Source organism: Streptomyces sp. NBC_00554, assembly GCF_041431135.1.
In the GTDB taxonomy this organism is placed as follows: Bacteria; Actinomycetota; Actinomycetes; order Streptomycetales; family Streptomycetaceae; genus Streptomyces.
This window is the reverse complement of the sequence record NZ_CP107799.1, coordinates 5,502,311-5,517,941: the sequence shown is the minus strand read 5'-3', so window position 1 is coordinate 5,517,941 and position 15,631 is coordinate 5,502,311. Positions and strand designations below refer to the sequence as shown.

Annotated in this window: 16 protein-coding genes; 9 read left to right on the top strand and 7 right to left on the bottom strand. The window is 70.1% G+C overall.

Features of this window, described 5'->3' with window-relative positions:
* Nucleotides 1-43 precede the first annotated feature (43 nt).
* Complete coding sequence (locus tag OG266_RS24305; RefSeq protein ID WP_371548394.1) at nt 44-1,432, top strand: trehalose-6-phosphate synthase; 1,389 nt, start codon at nt 44-46, stop codon at nt 1,430-1,432.
* A gap of 84 nt (nt 1,433-1,516) precedes the next feature.
* On the opposite strand, the gene otsB is transcribed toward OG266_RS24305, so the two are convergent.
* The 3 genes from otsB to OG266_RS24290 form a co-directional block, all read right to left on the bottom strand.
* A complete protein-coding gene (otsB, locus tag OG266_RS24300; RefSeq protein ID WP_371548393.1) occupies nt 1,517-2,365 on the bottom strand; it encodes a trehalose-phosphatase in 849 nt (282 codons plus the stop codon).
* A 313-nt stretch (nt 2,366-2,678) separates the two neighbouring features.
* Nucleotides 2,679-2,915 (bottom strand): DUF3263 domain-containing protein, encoded by a 237-nt coding sequence (locus OG266_RS24295; RefSeq protein WP_371548391.1) that lies wholly within the window; start codon nt 2,913-2,915, stop codon nt 2,679-2,681.
* A 32-nt stretch (nt 2,916-2,947) separates the two neighbouring features.
* Entirely contained in the window at nt 2,948-4,192 is a 1,245-nt protein-coding gene (locus OG266_RS24290; protein WP_371548389.1) for an extracellular solute-binding protein, read from the bottom strand.
* A 129-nt stretch (nt 4,193-4,321) separates the two neighbouring features.
* Here OG266_RS24290 and OG266_RS24285 point away from each other — a divergent pair, with 129 nt between their 5' ends.
* The 3 genes from OG266_RS24285 (at nt 4,322) to OG266_RS24275 (ending at nt 7,547) form a co-directional block, all read left to right on the top strand.
* Nucleotides 4,322-5,311 (top strand): ROK family protein, encoded by a 990-nt coding sequence (locus OG266_RS24285; protein ID WP_371548388.1) that lies wholly within the window; start codon nt 4,322-4,324, stop codon nt 5,309-5,311.
* Nucleotides 5,311-6,456, top strand: a complete 1,146-nt coding sequence (gene nagA / locus OG266_RS24280) for an N-acetylglucosamine-6-phosphate deacetylase (protein WP_371548387.1) — start codon at nt 5,311-5,313, stop codon at nt 6,454-6,456. Before OG266_RS24285 ends, nagA begins: the two co-directional genes overlap by 1 nt.
* Before the next feature lie 161 nt (nt 6,457-6,617).
* The gene (locus OG266_RS24275) at nt 6,618-7,547 is read left to right on the top strand and encodes a 1-phosphofructokinase family hexose kinase (RefSeq protein WP_371548386.1); all 930 of its coding nucleotides are present in this window, start codon (nt 6,618-6,620) and stop codon (nt 7,545-7,547) included.
* Between the two features lie 9 nt (nt 7,548-7,556).
* Here OG266_RS24275 and OG266_RS24270 read toward each other — a convergent pair whose 3' ends face one another.
* Nucleotides 7,557-8,582 (bottom strand): CBM35 domain-containing protein, encoded by a 1,026-nt coding sequence (locus tag OG266_RS24270; protein WP_371548384.1) that lies wholly within the window; start codon nt 8,580-8,582, stop codon nt 7,557-7,559.
* A gap of 130 nt (nt 8,583-8,712) precedes the next feature.
* Complete coding sequence (gene cdgB / locus OG266_RS24265) at nt 8,713-10,446, bottom strand: diguanylate cyclase CdgB (RefSeq protein ID WP_371548382.1); 1,734 nt, start codon at nt 10,444-10,446, stop codon at nt 8,713-8,715.
* A 376-nt stretch (nt 10,447-10,822) separates the two neighbouring features.
* On the opposite strand from cdgB, the gene OG266_RS24260 reads away from it, so the two are divergent.
* Nucleotides 10,823-11,398 carry a flavin reductase family protein gene (locus OG266_RS24260; protein WP_266459489.1) on the top strand — a complete coding sequence of 192 codons (576 nt, stop codon included), beginning with the start codon at nt 10,823-10,825 and terminating at the stop codon, nt 11,396-11,398.
* 58 nt (nt 11,399-11,456) lie between these two features.
* Here OG266_RS24260 and arfB read toward each other — a convergent pair whose 3' ends face one another.
* The gene (gene arfB / locus OG266_RS24255; RefSeq protein ID WP_371548381.1) at nt 11,457-11,885 is read right to left on the bottom strand and encodes an alternative ribosome rescue aminoacyl-tRNA hydrolase ArfB; all 429 of its coding nucleotides are present in this window, start codon (nt 11,883-11,885) and stop codon (nt 11,457-11,459) included.
* A gap of 202 nt (nt 11,886-12,087) precedes the next feature.
* On the opposite strand from arfB, the gene OG266_RS24250 reads away from it, so the two are divergent.
* Complete coding sequence (locus tag OG266_RS24250) at nt 12,088-12,663, top strand: TerD family protein (protein ID WP_266459486.1); 576 nt, start codon at nt 12,088-12,090, stop codon at nt 12,661-12,663.
* 99 nt (nt 12,664-12,762) lie between these two features.
* On the opposite strand, the gene OG266_RS24245 is transcribed toward OG266_RS24250, so the two are convergent.
* Nucleotides 12,763-13,437: a trans-aconitate 2-methyltransferase gene (locus tag OG266_RS24245; RefSeq protein ID WP_371548379.1), complete on the bottom strand. Its 675-nt coding sequence runs from the start codon at nt 13,435-13,437 to the stop codon at nt 12,763-12,765.
* A gap of 303 nt (nt 13,438-13,740) precedes the next feature.
* Here OG266_RS24245 and OG266_RS24240 point away from each other — a divergent pair, with 303 nt between their 5' ends.
* From OG266_RS24240 to OG266_RS24230, 3 genes are all read left to right on the top strand, one after another.
* Complete coding sequence (locus OG266_RS24240) at nt 13,741-14,037, top strand: hypothetical protein (protein ID WP_371552932.1); 297 nt, start codon at nt 13,741-13,743, stop codon at nt 14,035-14,037.
* A gap of 96 nt (nt 14,038-14,133) precedes the next feature.
* A complete protein-coding gene (locus OG266_RS24235; RefSeq protein ID WP_371548377.1) occupies nt 14,134-14,604 on the top strand; it encodes a hypothetical protein in 471 nt (156 codons plus the stop codon).
* Nucleotides 14,605-14,664: 60 nt separating this feature from the next.
* Complete coding sequence (locus OG266_RS24230) at nt 14,665-15,624, top strand: GNAT family N-acetyltransferase (protein ID WP_371548375.1); 960 nt, start codon at nt 14,665-14,667, stop codon at nt 15,622-15,624.
* Nucleotides 15,625-15,631 lie beyond the last annotated feature (7 nt).

The window sequence follows — 15,631 nt, the reverse complement described above, 5'->3', positions numbered from 1 at the left end:
TCCGTACGTTTGAGCGTTTCCGGGCCGGGCTAGGTTGAGGCGTATGGCTTCTCCGTACGGCAATCATCGGATCCTCGTCGCGTCCAACCGCGGCCCGATCTCCTACGAGCTGCGCGAGGACAACTCGCTGCACCCCAAGCGCGGCGGCGGCGGCCTCGTCTCGGGCCTGTCGGCGATCGGCCCGGACAGGGGCGCCCTGTGGGTGTGCTCCGCGCTCGGCGACGGTGACCGCGAAGCGGTACGGCGCGGGGTCGGCGAGGACGGCGTGCGGATGCTGGACATCGACGCCGAGGTGCACGCGGACGCCTACAACGGCATCGCGAACTCCGTGCTGTGGTTCGTCCACCACATGCTGTACCAGACGCCGCTGGAGCCGGTCTTCGACAAGGAGTTCCGGCGCCAGTGGGCGTCGTACGAGGCGTACAACCGGTCCTTTGCGCGGGCGCTGGCCGACGAGGCGGCCGAGGGCGCCGTGGTGGTCGTACAGGACTACCACCTGACCCTGGTCCCCGGCATGCTGCGGGAGCTGCGCCCGGATCTCCGCATCGGCCACTTCTCGCACACCCCGTGGGCGCCGGTCGACTACTTCCGCCTGCTCCCCGACGACATCGCCGAACAGGTGCTGCGCGGCATGCTCGGCGCGGACCGGCTGGGCTTCCTCACCCACCGCTGGGCGTCCGCGTTCACCGCGTGTGCGCAGGAGCTGGTCGGCGGTCTCGGTGACACCCGGGTCGGGGTGCACGGCCTCGGGGCGGACGCGGACTTCCTGCGGAGGCGCTCGCACGAGCCGGATGTCGCCGAGCGCATGGCCACACTGCGTGAGCAGATCGGCGAGGGCCGGAAGGCGATCGTGCGGGTCGATCGGACCGAGCTGTCGAAGAACATCGTGCGCGGCATGCTGGCGTACCGGCAGCTCCTGGAGGACCAGCCGTCCTGGCGCGAGCGGGTCGTGCACGTCGCGTTCGCCTACCCCTCCCGGCAGGACCTCGCCGTCTACCGCGACTACACGGCCGAGGTGCAGCGGGTCGCCGACGAGATCAACTCCGCCTACGGCACGCCCGGTTGGACCCCGGTCCTCCTCCACGTCGACGACGACTTCGCCCGCTCCCTCGCCGCCTATCGTCTCGCCGACGTGGCGCTGGTGAACCCCATCCGGGACGGCATGAACCTTGTCGCCAAGGAGGTGCCGGTCGTCTCCGACGAGGGGTGCGCGCTGGTTCTGTCCCGGGAGGCGGGGGCGTACGAGGAGCTGGGCGAGGACGCGATCGTGGTGAACCCGTATGACGTGGTGGGTACGGCGGGGGCGTTGCACGAGGCGTTGGTGATGGGAGCGGGGGAGCGCGCTGAGCGAACCAAACGGCTCGCGGCCGCGGCTACCGCTCTGCCTCCGGCGCAGTGGTTTCTTGAGCAGTTGCGGGAGTTGGAGGGGTGAGGGGTTGCTCTTCCGCTGCGGGTGCGTTGTGGCTGGTCGCGCAGTTCCCCGCGCCCCTGAAAGGGGCGCTGTTGCCGGCCGGAGTTACTCAGTGATCCTCTTTGCCAGTGACCTCAGTAGGTGTACGACTCCTGCTGGGCCGTCGACCACCAGGTCTGCCCTGTCCGCCAGTTCGGCGACCTCTGAGCTGCCGCTGCAGACCAGGAGGCCCGGGATGCCTTCGGAGCGGAGTTTGTCGACGGCGGCGAAGGCCGGGAGGTCGCCGAGGTCGTCGCCGGCGTAGAGGACCGACTCTGCTCCGGTCTCGCGGACGTACTCCAGGAGGGCCACGCCTTTGTCCATCCCCGGTGGGCGGAGTTCCAGGACCATGCGGCCCGGCTCGACGATCAGGCCGTGCCGGGCGGCCAGGCCGGTGAGGGGCTCGCGCAGCGCCTCGAACGCGGCCTGCGGGTCCGCCGCGCGGCGGGTGTGCACGGCGACGGCCCGCCCCTTCTCCTCGATCCAGGTGCCCTGCCCGGCGCCGAACGTCTCGAGGAACCCGGGCAGCTCGGCCCGGACGGCGGCGACTCCGGGGTGCGGGGCGGGGGCACTGACCTCGCCGCTCCTGGCGTCCCAGCGTTCGGCGCCGTAGTGCCCGAGAACGACCAGGTGCTCCAGTCCCGGCACGCCCGCGAAGCCGCCGTGCTCGACCGCGACGGCGGCCGGGCGGCCGGTGACCACCGCCACGGAGGCGACCCTCGGGGCGAGGGCCGCGAGTGCCGGGACCGCGTCGGGGTGGGCCCTGGCCTGCTCGGGGTCGGGGACGATCGGGGCGAGGGTGCCGTCGAAGTCGAGGCCGATCACTGCGTGGCCCGGCCGGGCGAGGATGGCGTCGAGACCGTCGCGGCCGGCGGGGGTGGTGGGGGTCGGCAGGGAGTCCGCATGGCTGGCCATACGGCGACCCTATCCGCGCGGGGGCTGGGGGCGAGTTTTTTCGCCCCCTCCGCCCCTGCCCGTCCCTTGTTCCTGGGGCTCCGCCCCAGACCCCGCTCCTCAAACGCCGGAGGGGCTGAAGATTCCCCGGCCGGAGCTGAAATCTTTCGCCCCCGCGGCAGATCTTTCAGTCCCGGCCGGGGAGAGATCTTTCAGCCCGTCCGGCGTTTGAGGACGAGCGCGTCAGCGCGATGCGGGGGTCTGGGGGCGGCAGCCCCCAGGAGCAAGGGACGGGTAGGGGCGGAGGGGGCGAAAAACCCCTACAGCAACCCCCTCACCGCTCCCCCCGGCGGGCCTCCCGCACCCTCCGCAGCCGATTCACCGTAACCGGATCATGAGCAAGCGCCCGCGGATCATCAAGCAGCGCGTTGAGCAGCTGGTAATAACGCACCGGCGCCAACCCCAGCCGCTCCCGTATCGCCCGCTCCTTCGCCCCGGGCCCCCCGAACCCCCGGCGCTCAAGCGCGAGAATCCCCCGCTCCCGCGGACCGAGCGACTCGACAGGTTCCATGGACAGCACCGTAGCCCCAGCCACTGACACCACTACGTCGCGTTGTCCGCCGCACTCGCCTCCGCCTGCAGCGCCCCCAGCACCCCGGCAGGACTCCCGTCCGCCCCCACGGCCTTACCCATCCGCTCCTTGACGTCGGCGCTGACACCGGCCCAGGAGGTCTTGTCGACGGGGTACAGCTCGGCGGTGGGGAGTTCCTCGAGGAACGGGGCGAGATCCTGGTCGTCGGTGTCGGCGGTCATGGCCTCGGAGGCGGAGGTCGTGACCGGCAGGAGGTCGTACTCGCGGGAGAAGGCGAGGACGTTCTTGTCGCTGTAGACGAAGTCGAGGAAGTCGCCGACCTGCTCGGCGTGGCCGTTCTGCTTGAAGGCCATCATCCAGTCGGCGACGCCCAGCGTGGACTTGCTCTGGCCGTCGGCCCCGGGCATCGGCACCATGCCGTACTTCACGCCCTTGGCGGCGGCCATCTTCATCAGCGTGGGATGCCCGCTGAGCATCCCGACCTCACCGCGAGTGAACGCGGCGAACGCGTCCGCCCGGTTGAGCTTGGCGGGCGCGGTCGGCCCGGTGAGCCCCTTGCCGACGAGTTCGTCCTTGAGCCAGGTGAACGTCTTGACGTTCTCGTCGGAGTCGATGGCGTACGTGCCGACGTCGTCGGTGTAGCCACCGCCGCCGCTCAGCATCCACTGCATCGTCTCGGCCTGCGCTTCCTCGGGCCCCAGCGGCAGCGCGTACGGGAACTTCACGCCGTCGGCCTTGAGCACCTCGGCGTCGGCCGCCAGCTGGTTCCAGGTCTTCGGCGGGGTGAGACCGGCCTGGGTGAAGAGGGTCTTGTTGTAGAAGAGCAGCCGGGTGGAGGAGGCGAACGGCAGGCCGTACTGCACCCGCTGCCGCTCCCCCGCGTCGGTGAGCTGGAGCGCGAAGTTGGCCTGTACGGGTATGGAGAGCAGTTCGTCGGCGGTGTAGAGCTGGCCCTTCGCGGCGTAGTCGGCGTACGCGCCGATCTGCGCCATGTCGGGCGCCTTCCCGGCCGCGACCATCTCCTTGACCTTGCGGTCGACGTCGGTCCAGGAGTAGACGCTGACCTCGACCTTGATCCCCGGGTGATCGGCCTCGTACTCCTTGACCAGCGCGTCCCAGTACTTCTGGGAGCTGTTGGCGTCGGAGTCGCCGTAGTCGGCGGCCACCAGTCTGAGGGTCACGTCTCCGGATTCGCCGGAGTTTCCGCAGCCTCCGAGGGCGGCTGTCATCCCCAGTGCGGACACCGCCGCGATCATTCCTGTCCTACGCCGCCGCACCGCTTTTGCCCCGCACTCTGTTGACCGACTGTTCGATATCTCGACATAAGGTCTACACCACGTAAGTGGACTAGACCTCTTCCGGGTTAACGGGCCACACTGTCCCTCGTGAGACATGTCATCGCCCTCGATGTGGGCGGCACCGGGATGAAGGCCGCCCTCGTCGGCGCCGACGGCGAGCTCCTCCATCAGGCGCGCCGGGCGACCGGGCGCGAGCGCGGGCCGGACGCCGTCGTCGAGGGCATCCTCGGCTTCGCGGCCGAGCTGCGCGCGTACGGCGAACGGCACTTCGGCGAGGGAGCAGCGGCCGCGGGTGTCGCCGTCCCCGGCATCGTCGACGCCGACCGCGGCGTGGCCGTGTACTCGGCCAACCTCGGCTGGCGCGACGTACCCATGCGCGAACTGCTCGGCGCCCGGCTCGGCGGCGTGCCGGTGGCGCTCGGGCACGATGTGCGCACCGGCGGCCTTGCGGAGGGCCGGATCGGCGCGGGACGGGGAGCCGACCGTTTCCTCTTCGTGCCGCTCGGCACCGGGATCGCCGGCGCGATCGGCATCGGCGGCAGCGTGGAGGCGGGTGCGCACGGCTTCGCGGGCGAGATCGGCCACATCGTCGTACGGCCCGGGGGCACCCCGTGTCCGTGCGGCCAGCGCGGCTGTCTGGAGCGGTACGCGTCCGCCGCTGCCGTCAGCACGGCGTGGGCCGCGGTCTCCGGGGATCCGGAGGCGGACGCGGCGGACTGCGCGAAGGCCGTCGAGTCCGGGGACGAGCGGGCCGTACAGGTCTGGCAGGACGCCCTCGACGCGCTCGCCGACGGGCTCGTCACCGCGCTCACTCTGCTGGACCCCCGCATGCTGATCATCGGTGGCGGTCTGGCCGAGGCCGGGGAAACCTTGTTCACACCACTGCGGGCCGCGGTCGAGCGGCGCGTCACCTTCCAGAAGCTGCCGTCCCTCGTCCCCGCGGCCCTCGGGGACACCGCCGGGTGCCTGGGCGCCGGGCTGCTCGCCTGGGACCTCCTGACCACCACCGAACCGATCGAACCGATCGACGCGACCGACCCCACTGACTCCACCGACCCCTCGGAGGTAACCACCTGATGGCCACTAGCAAGGTTTTCGCCGGTGCACAGGTGGTACTGCCCACCGGGACCGTGGACGGCGGCCGCGTGATCGTCGACGGCGCGCGGATCGCCGGGAGCGCTCCCGTGGACGCCGAGACGGTGGACCTGTCCGGCCACTGGCTGGTCCCCGGCTTCGTCGACATCCACAACCACGGCGGCGGCGGCGCGTCCTTCACCTCAGGCACGGTCGAGGACGTCCTCAAGGGCATCCACACCCACCGCCTGCACGGCACGACCACGACCATGGCCTCCACCGTCACCGGCGACATGGACGGCCTCGCCCAGCGCGCCGGACTCCTCTCCGAACTGGCCGAGCAGGGCGACATCGCGGGCATCCACTTCGAGGGCCCGTTCATCTCGCCGTGCCGCAAGGGCGCGCACTCCGAGGAACTGCTGCGCGACCCCGACCCGGCCGAGGTCCGCAAGCTGATCGACGCGGCCCGGGGCCAGGCCCGTATGGTCACCCTCGCCACCGAACTGCCGGGCGGCATCGACTCCGTACGCCTGCTTGCCGAGCACGGGGTGATCGCGGCGATCGGGCACACCGACGCCACGTACGAGCAGACGGCCGAGGCCATCGAGGCGGGCGCGACCGTGGCGACGCACCTGTTCAACGCGATGCCGGCGCTCGGTCACCGCACACCGGGCCCGATCGCGGCCCTGCTCGAGGACGAGCGGATCACGGTCGAGCTGATCAACGACGGCACGCACCTCCACCCCGCCTCCCTGCAGCTGGCGTTCCATCACGCGGGCGCCGGACGGGTCGCGTTCATCACGGACGCCATGGACGCGGCGGGCTTCGGCGACGGCCGCTACATGCTCGGCCCGCTGGAGGTCGAGGTCGCGGACGGCGTCGCGCGCCTGGTGGAGGGCGGCTCGATCGCAGGCTCCACGCTCACCCTCGACCGCGCCTTCAAGCGCGCGGTCACCATCGACAGGCTGCCGGTCGATGACGTCGTGGCGGCACTCTCCGCCAACCCCGCCCGCCTCCTCGGCATGTACGACAAGGTGGGCTCCCTGGAGCCGGGCAAGGACGCGGACCTGGTGATCCTCGACTCCGCCTTCGAGCTCAAGGGCGTGATGCGCAGGGGAGAATGGGTGGTGGATCCCCAACTGGGCTGATTCGCACCCTCGTTGACAGCAGATCGACAGCGTTGCGGCGTACGGCGGTTGGCCCGTGGGACTGGGCCGACCGCCGTCGCGTTTGGCATGATCGAGTCTCCGGAACAACCGGCAAGCGCATTCCCGGCGTCTACTTGCTGAATCTCTTCGAGGGGACCGACGTGATCCTCACCGTCACGCTGAACACCGCCCTCGACCTCACCTATCGCATACCGTCCCTGCGCCCGCACGCCTCGCACCGGGTCACCGAGGTGACCGAACGCCCTGGCGGCAAGGGCCTGAACGTGGCCCGGGTGCTCGCCGCCCTCGGCCACGAGGTGACGGCCACGGGCTTCACGGGCGGCGCGACTGGCCGCGCGGTGCAGGACCAACTCGCGTACACACCGGGGGTGGTGGACGCGCTGATCCCGACCGAGGGCTCAACGCGCCGCACGATAGCCGTGGTTGACACGACGACAGGTGACACGACTCAACTCAACGAGCCCGGCCCGGCGATCACACCCGCCGAGTGGTCGGCCTTCCAGGAGGCGTACGAGGATCTGCTGCGCTCCGCCTCGGCGGTGGCCCTGTGCGGCAGCCTGCCACCGGGGGTGCCGGTGGGCGCGTACGCCCAACTGGTCCGCACCGCCCGCGCGTCGGCGGTCCCCGTCCTCCTCGACACCAGCGGCGAGCCGTTGCGCCGCGCGGTCGCCGCCCGCCCCGACATCATCAAGCCCAACTCCGACGAGCTCGCCGAACTCACCGGCTCCCACGACCCGTTGCAGGCCACCCGCGACGCCCGCCGCCGTGGCGCCCACACCGTAGTGGCCTCCCTGGGCACGGAGGGCCTCCTCGCGGAGAACACGGAGGGCCGCTGGCGGGCCACCCCGCCGCACCGCGTCCGCGGCAACCCGACGGGCGCCGGCGACGCCGCGGTCGCGGGCCTGCTGTCGGGACTGGTCGACGGCCTCCACTGGCCGGGCCGCCTGGCCCGGGCCGCGGCCCTCTCGGCGGCGGCCGTACTGGCCCCCGTGGCGGGCGAGTTCGACCGCCGGACGTACGAGGAGCTGCTTGACCAGATCACGGTCACGCGGGACGCGAGCGCGGCCTAGCAGCCACTGTCACCAGTCCTTGACCTGGCCTTCCTTCACCCGCAGCTGGTCCAGCAGGACATTGCAGCTGTCGCCGTTCTGGCAGGAGATGGAGATCGTGTTGGTGCCCTTGGTGAGGGTGGGCCAGGAGTAGGTCGTCGTCCAGCCCTTCGCGAAGTCACCCTCTTGGGCCTCGGCGTAGTTCTTCAGGTTCAGCTTGCTGCCGAACTCCTTGCCATTGATGGTGAGCGTCATCTTCTGATCGCTGCCCGGCACGCTGTAGCGCGTGAAGATGGTGTAGACGCCGTCCTTGGGAATGCCGTCGACGGTCCAGGTGACCTGGGCGCCGGCCTGGTTGAGGCCCGTCACATAGACACCGCCGTCGGACTCCGCGCCCTCGATGTCAGTGGCCGTGGTCACGCCGGTGCCGAGGTTCAGCGCCTTCGCGTCGATCGTGGTCGGCTCGAGCGTGGCCGGCTCGCTCGCCGCCTCGCTCGGCGACGAACTCTGCGAGGTCGAAGGCGTCGAACTCGCCCCGCCCGCGGCGTCCTTGTCGTCGTCGCCCGAGTCGCTGCTCAACATGGCGATGCTGATGCCGATGACAACAGCCGCGACCACGGCGATCGCACCGATGAGGAGGCCCTTGGTATTCGGCCCGTTCGATCCGCGGCCGCGCCCGCCGCCGTCACCGACCGATGAGTGCCGGGTCGTGGGCGCGCCACCGGGGACGGTCTCGGGTGCGGCGTAGTTCGGGTTCGGCTGGCCGTAGGCCTGGGACTGCTGCGGCACCTGCTGGCCGTAGGCCGGGGGCTGGCCGAAAGCCTGCGGCTGGCCGTACTGCGCGGTCGGGGCCTGCTGGCCGTACGCGCCCTGCCCGCCCTGCTGCGGTCCGTTGCGGCGCTCGCCGACCGCACGCACCCTGTTGACCGAGCCCGGGTAACCGTAGCCGCCGCCTCCACTGGGCGGGGTGGCTCCGTTGGCCTGGCCATCCTCGTAGAGATAGCCGAACGGGTCATCGTCCTCGGGCGTGCTCGCGCCGTTGTTGCCGGGCGTCATCCCTTGGTCTCCTAGCGGGTGCGGTACAGCTGCGGACGGTGCAGATTCACTGCATGGATGAATGGCGAGCCTACCCGGTCTCGCTGGGCCAAACGGGTGTCCTCACCGCTTCGACCCACTGACCTGCGACTTATCCGGCCCGCCGATGTGCTTTGGGACGAGACCGTTTCTCGATGTACATCCGCTCGTCAGCGGACTTCAGCACCTCGTCCGCCGTCATGCCGCAGTGTGCCCACCCGATGCCGAAGCTGGCGCCCACCCGGACGGCCCTGCCGTCGACCCTGATGGGCGGGATGATCGCGTTCCGCAGCCGTACGGCGAGGTCCTGCGCGTCGGCCCGGCCGAGCCCGTCGGCGAGCACCACGAACTCGTCGCCGCCGAGCCGGGCGACCGTGTCGCCGTCCCGGACGACGTTGGTCAGCCGGCGCGCGACCTCGATGAGAACCTCGTCACCCGCGTTGTGCCCGAACCGGTCGTTGATCGACTTGAAGCCGTCGAGGTCGCAGAAGAGGACCGCGAGCCCCTTGGTGCCGTCGTCCGTCTCGCCCTCGGGCGCGATGGTGTGCACATGGTGGTCGAAGGCGTCGTACGCCTCGGAACTGGGCCACGGGTCGAAGCTGTGCCCGTTCCCGTCGTAGCCACCCTGGCCACCGTTCCCGTTCCCGTCGTACGAGCCGTGCTCCCCTCCCGGCAGCTCCGCGTACTGCTGCTGCCCGTGCCCGTACGCCGCGTCCAGCGACTCGATCGCGCCCGGCGGGAGGGCCTGCGGGCGCTGACAGAGGCGGGAGCTGAGCCGGGAGCGCAGCTCGGCGGAGTTCGGCAGGCCGGTGAGGGAGTCGTGGGAGGCGCGGTGGGCGAGCTGGACCTCGCGGCGCTTGCGTTCCTCTATGTCCTCGACATGCGTGAGCAGAAACCGGGGGCCGTCGGCGGCGTCGGCGACGACGGAGTTGCGCAGGGACACCCAGACGTAGGTGTTGTCGCGGCGGCAGAGTCTCAGCTCCGCGCGACCGCCCTCCGCCGAGGTCCGCAGCAGCGTGCCGATGTCCTCGGGGTGGACGAGGTCGGAGAAGGAGTAGCGGCGCATCGCGGAGGCGGGACGCAGGAGCAGGCGGCAGAGCGCGTCGTTGGTGCGGAGGATCCGCCCGTGCTGGTCGCCGCCCATCTCGGCGATGGCCATGCCGGAGGGGGCGTACTCGAAGGCCTGCCGGAAACTCTCCTCGCTCGCCCGCAGCGCCTGCTGTTCGCGCTCCAGCCGGACAAGTGCACGCTGCATATTCGCTCGTAGACGCGCGTTGCTAATGGCGATGGCGCCCTGGAACGCGTACATCTGGAGCGCCTCGCGCCCCCACGCGCCGGGCCGTCGCCCGTTGCGCGGCTTGTCCACGGACAGGACGCCGATCAGTTCGCCGCAGCTGCTGCTGCCGGAGACGCCGGGCGTGTACATCGGCGCGAAGAGACGGTCGGCGGGGTGCCACTCGTCCTCGAAGCGGGGCGCGGGACCGTCGGTGTACCACTGCGGTACGTCGTCGTCGTCGAGGACCCAGCCCTCGGTGTGCGGTATGAACCGCAGGTCGCCCCAGGCCTCGCCCATGTTCAGTCGGCGGTCCCAGGAGGCGCGGGAGCCGACGCGGCCGGTGATGAGGGCCTCGGCGGCGGAGTTGCCGGCGAGCGCGGCGACCACGAGGTCGCCGTCCGGGCGTACGAGGTTGACACAGGCAAGCTCGTAGCCGAGGCCGGTGACCACTCCGTCGGCGACGGTCTGCAGCGTGTCCGCGAGGCTCCGGGCGGTGTTCATGTCCGCCATCACCGTGTGCAGCTGCCGCAGGGTCGCAAGACGGACGTAGGGCTCCGACTCGGTCTCCATTCGCCCTCCCCTCGAGACCTCGCAGCAACTCCAGGGTTCTCTTCGGCGTACCTGGTTCTCTTCGTCTACCGGTTGGTAGCTTCTTGCGTAGCTTCCCAGTCACTGAATCACAGCGCGCTGCTCACTCGGTACACAGGGTCAACAAAATATGGCTCCTGTGACTCAAGTCACAGCGTAACGTGAACAATTGAGTGGGGTTTCTGCAGTTTCTCCGTGCGCCTATTGAGCGCATATTAGGGAGCTGTGCAAGCACTGTGAGCGATTGTGTCCGATGCGGGTACGCGGCCGGTACGCATTCGCTAGGTCGCCGGTCCTAGGACCCGGTTCGGGCCGGGGACCGATGTGCGGCCCCGGCACCGGAGACTAGCGTTTCGGCGTGCTCAACACTCCCCCTCCCGCTCCCCCTGCCACTCCGCCCACCTCACCCGTGCATGCTGAGGGGGTGAGCAACGACGAGTTCCGCGCCGCCATGTCCCGGCTGGCCGCGGGCGTGGTCCTGGTGACCGCGCACGAGCCTGCGCTCGACCCGGACGGACCGGGCGGCGAGGACATCGGCATGACGGCGACGGCCTTCATGTCCGTCTCCCTCGACCCGCCCCTGGTGATGGTCAGCCTGCGCGACGGCTCCCGCATGGACGACCTGCTCGCCGAACAGCCCCTGTGGGCCGTCTCCGTACTCTCCGAGAGCCAGCGCCACATCGCGGGCCGCTTCGCCATGAAGGGCCGCATCAGCGACCGCCTCCTCTTCGAGGACATCCCGTACGTACGCGGAGAGGCGTCCGGCGCACTCCTGGTGCGCGGCTCCCTGGCGACCCTGGAGGTCCGTACGGAGCAGCGGGTGCCCGCCGGGGACCACACCCTCGTCATCGGCCGCGTACTGACGGCGGGGCTGCCGAGCGGGGACGGGGGTCCGTTGACGTACTTCAAGGGCAGGTACCGGCAGTTGGGCTGAGACGCCTGCCGGTTGTCGGCTATCGGCTATCGGCTATCGGCTGAGCCGGCGGGGGGCTCTAACCCCAGTCCCGCCCGTTGCGGCCGCGCTTGGTGTCGGAGCGCTGCTTCTTCTCGCGGAGGCGGCGTTCGTTGATCCCCCGTGGGATACGGGTGGCCCTGCGGGGCTTGGGCGGGGGCGCGGACGCCTCGGCGAGGAGTGAGGCCAGCCGCACGGCGGCGGTCTCACGGTTGCGCCACTGCGAGCGGTGCTCGGAGGCGCGGACGCTGATGACCCCGTCGACGAGCCGCCCGGAGAGCCTGTCGAGGGCGCGCTCCTTCCAGACGGGCGGCAGCGCGTTGGTCTTCGCGAGATCGAACCCGAGCTCCACCTGTGTGTCGCTCGTGTTCACGTGCTGGCCGCCGGGCCCGCCGGAGCGCGAGAAACGCCACATGAGCTCGGCCTCGGGGAGGGAGACGGAGCCGCGAATGACGTAAGGACCGGACATGAGGTACATGGTCGCTCGGATGTCCGGTCCACGTCACCCGCTTTTCAGCGGCTCCTCGTCTCCTAGGTAAAGAAAGTAAAGAGGGCAGGAACCTTCGGTACCCCTCGTGGCGTTCTAAGAGGTAGCTGTAGCTTCGTGCCCGTACGAAGCCCAAACGTACGAGCACTGTGCACGTACGCAACGAGGGAAGGGACTCCCAACAATGGCTGTAAGCCTGTCCAAGGGTGGCAACGTCTCGCTCACCAAGGAGGCTCCGGGCCTGACCGCCGTCACCGTGGGCCTCGGCTGGGACGTCCGCTCCACCACGGGCACCGACTTCGACCTCGACGCCTCGGCGATCGCGGTCAACCCCGAGGGCAAGGTCTACTCGGACGCCCACTTCATCTTCTTCAACAACAAGCAGACCCCGGACCAGACCATCGTCCACACCGGCGACAACCGCACGGGCGAGGGCGCGGGCGACGACGAGGCGATCAACGTCAACCTGGCGGGCCTCCCCGCCGACATCGACAAGATCGTCTTCCCGGTCTCGATCTACGACGCGGAGACCCGCTCGCAGAACTTCGGCCAGGTCCGCAACGCCTACATCCGCATCGTCAACCAGGCCGGCGGCGCCGAAATCGCCCGCTACGACCTGTCGGAGGACGCCGCCACCGAGACCGCCATGGTCTTCGGCGAGCTCTACCGCAACGGCGCCGAGTGGAAGTTCCGCGCGGTCGGCCAGGGCTACGCGTCGGGCCTGGTGGGCATCGCCCAGGACTTCGGCGTGAACGTCTAAGTTCCGGCTGCGTGTTGCGAGTTGCTGAGCCCCCGGCATCCGCCGGGGGCTCTGGCGCGTGCCGGCACTCCGACGAGGCCCACGAGTCTGCGGACCGCCCTATGCCGGGACATGGCCACGCACCATGAGCGTGCCCAGGTTTCCTGGTTCCGGGGCCTTCAGGACGTGGGCGTCGATGTCGGTGAAGCCGTGCCGCTTGAGGGTGTCCGCCCACATCTCGGGGGTGTACTGCCAGCGCAGTACCGTCAGCTCGCGCTCCCGGCCTTCGAGCCACTTGCCCCGCATCCGCTGAGGACCGTAGGAGCCGACGACTGGTTCGGCCTGCGAGAACGCGAAGACTCCGCCGGGGGCCAGTCGCTTGAAGACGCACGGAAACAGGTCCTCGGGATCTGTGAACCACACAGCTCCCCAAACCGAATAGACCGCGTCGTACTCCGCAGGGGTCGCCGAGAGGTAGGAGCAAGCCTCGCCCTGGACGAAGGACAACCTAGGAGTGTCCTTCCACCAGGCGCGGGCACGTTCGGTCTGGACAGGGGAGAAGTCGACGCCGGTCACCTCAACGCCCTGGCAGGCCAGGTGGGCTGCCTCCTTGCCCTCCGCCGGCCCGAGCTCCAGCGCGCGGCGGGGATGACCGAGAACTTCGGCCCCGGGCCCGTACCCGGGGTACTGCGTCCAGTCGAACCGGTCGGCCTGCGGTGCCGGTTGGGCGCCCTCACCCTTGTAGGGCTTGTACTTGTCCCAGTATTCGGCCGGTGTCATGGGCGCGTGGGGCATGAGGCTCCTCGGGAGGGCGGAGTGACCGGTGTCCGTTGAGCTGGACACCGTATCGGCGCTTCCTCCCGCACACGGCCGAATGACACCACCTCGCTCCGAATACGCACGCGAAGGAGCCCGTGAGCGTTCGTGACGCCCCCGGGCCCGACCGTTTCGTATCAGTGGCAGTTCGCCCCCGGACTGCATGGCCCGCACTTGCCGTAGTCCCGCTCCCAGAGCTTCCAGTCCACCTCGAAGCCCGCCTCAGCGATGATCTGCGCGGTGCGCTCCACCGAGCCGTCGTACTTGAACTCGATCTCGGGAATGTGCTCCAGGAAGCCCGCCTACCTTCTCGCGGACGGCACCGGCTACCTCACCCGCGTCGCGGACGGCACCGGCTACCTCACCCGCGTCGCGGACAACATCGAAAGCGTCCAGCTCGGCATGGCAAGCGATCTCCTCGACCACGCGGCCGACATGCTCGCCGACGACAAAGCCACTCCCGCCCAACTCCGCTTCCTGCTCGCGCGGATGCGCGAGTCCCTGACCGACGTACACCGCGTCGCGAAGAGCCGTGGTACGCGCCTGCCGGAGCCCGCCTACGACGACGAGATCGCATAGTACGGATCGATTCATGCACGCTGACGGTCAGGGCGAAGCCGTTGTCAGACCCTTCCCCTAGGGTGACGCCGTTCTCAACAGGGGGAGGGTGGCGCTATGGGCGCGAGTGGCTGGGAGTACGTCATCCCGTACGACGGCAGTGTCGAGGCAGCCTTGGAGAGCCTGCACGCGCAGGTCTTCCAGGAGGAATACGGCGACGGCGAGACGTTCGGGAGCCTTGAGGAGCTGTACGCCGACGAGGAGTTCATGGGCGAGGAAGGCACTCACTCGATTCTCGACGTCCAGCGCGTTGTCCACACGACCGACGCCCCGTCAGAACTCAACATCGAGGACTACGGAACTCTGCGGCCACTCGCCCCCGACCGCGTCACCCATCACTTCGGGACCGACCGTCCGACGCGCGGGCAGTTCGAGGAGGCGCTCGCCGAAATCCGGCGGTCGTACGAGGCGCGCCGAGGGCAGACCCTGATCGACGAGTGCCGCATGCGGTGGACCGGCCTGTACGTCATCCTGCACACCGGGGACGAGCCGACCCACCTGGGGGTCTTCGGGTACTCCGGCGACTGAGGCGGGCAACGGACGCCGGCGCCCATGACCACCCGCCGTACACGCCATAGCCTGCCCCGCGTGATCCTCGAACCCCTGGCCCTACCCCTGGCCGACAGCGCCCTCCTCGCCGAACTCACCGCCCTCTACGCCTCCAACCGTGACTTCCACGCCCTCAGCGGCGACTTCCCCGACCCCGACGACATCCGCGCGGAGCAGGTCTCGGCCGCGCTGGACGAGGAGTTGGCGAACCCGGACGTGGAGGTTCTGCTGGCCCGCGACAGGGTCGGAGGGCGGCTCGTCGGGGTCGTGATCACCCTCTCGCGGCATCCCGATCCGGCCGATCCCGACCCCTGGATCGGGCTGCTCCTCGTGGATGCGAATGAGCAACGCCGGGGGTACGGGCGGGAGTTGGCGGGGCTCGTCGAGGAGCGGTTCCGGGGTGCGGGGCGGGTCGGCGTGCGGCTTGCCGTGCTCGACAGCAATCCCAAGGGCCTCGCCTTCTGGACCGCCCTCGGGTACGAGGTCATCGGGCGGCGCGAGGACCTGCAACTCCACCGGCCCTGCGCGGTGTTGCGTAAGACGCTGCGCAAACCGCGCCGCGCGGCCCGCGTCGCCGTCCTCGACCCCGACGGCTCCGTCTTCCTCTTCCGGCACGACAACGAGGAGTTGGGCGTCCACTGGGCCCTGCCCGGCGGCGGACTCGAACCAGGCGAGAGCCCGCGCGAGGGCGCCCTGCGGGAAGTGCGCGAGGAGACCGGGTGGGCCGACCTCACCCTGGGGCCGCTGCTGTGCACATGGGAACGCGACTTCACGCGGGCCGGAGTCCCCGTGCGCCAGCACGAGCACATCTACGTGGCTCGCGGGCCGCGTCGTGAGCCGGACACCGGCGCCGATGTCAGCGCCATGCACGCCGAGGAGGGGATCCTGAACTGGCGCTGGTGGAACCGGCGGGAGCTGGCCGACGCGACGGAGGCCGTGTGGCTGCCCCGACTGACCTATCTGCTGGACGAGTTGGACGGGCACACTACGTCGACCTGAGCGGCGC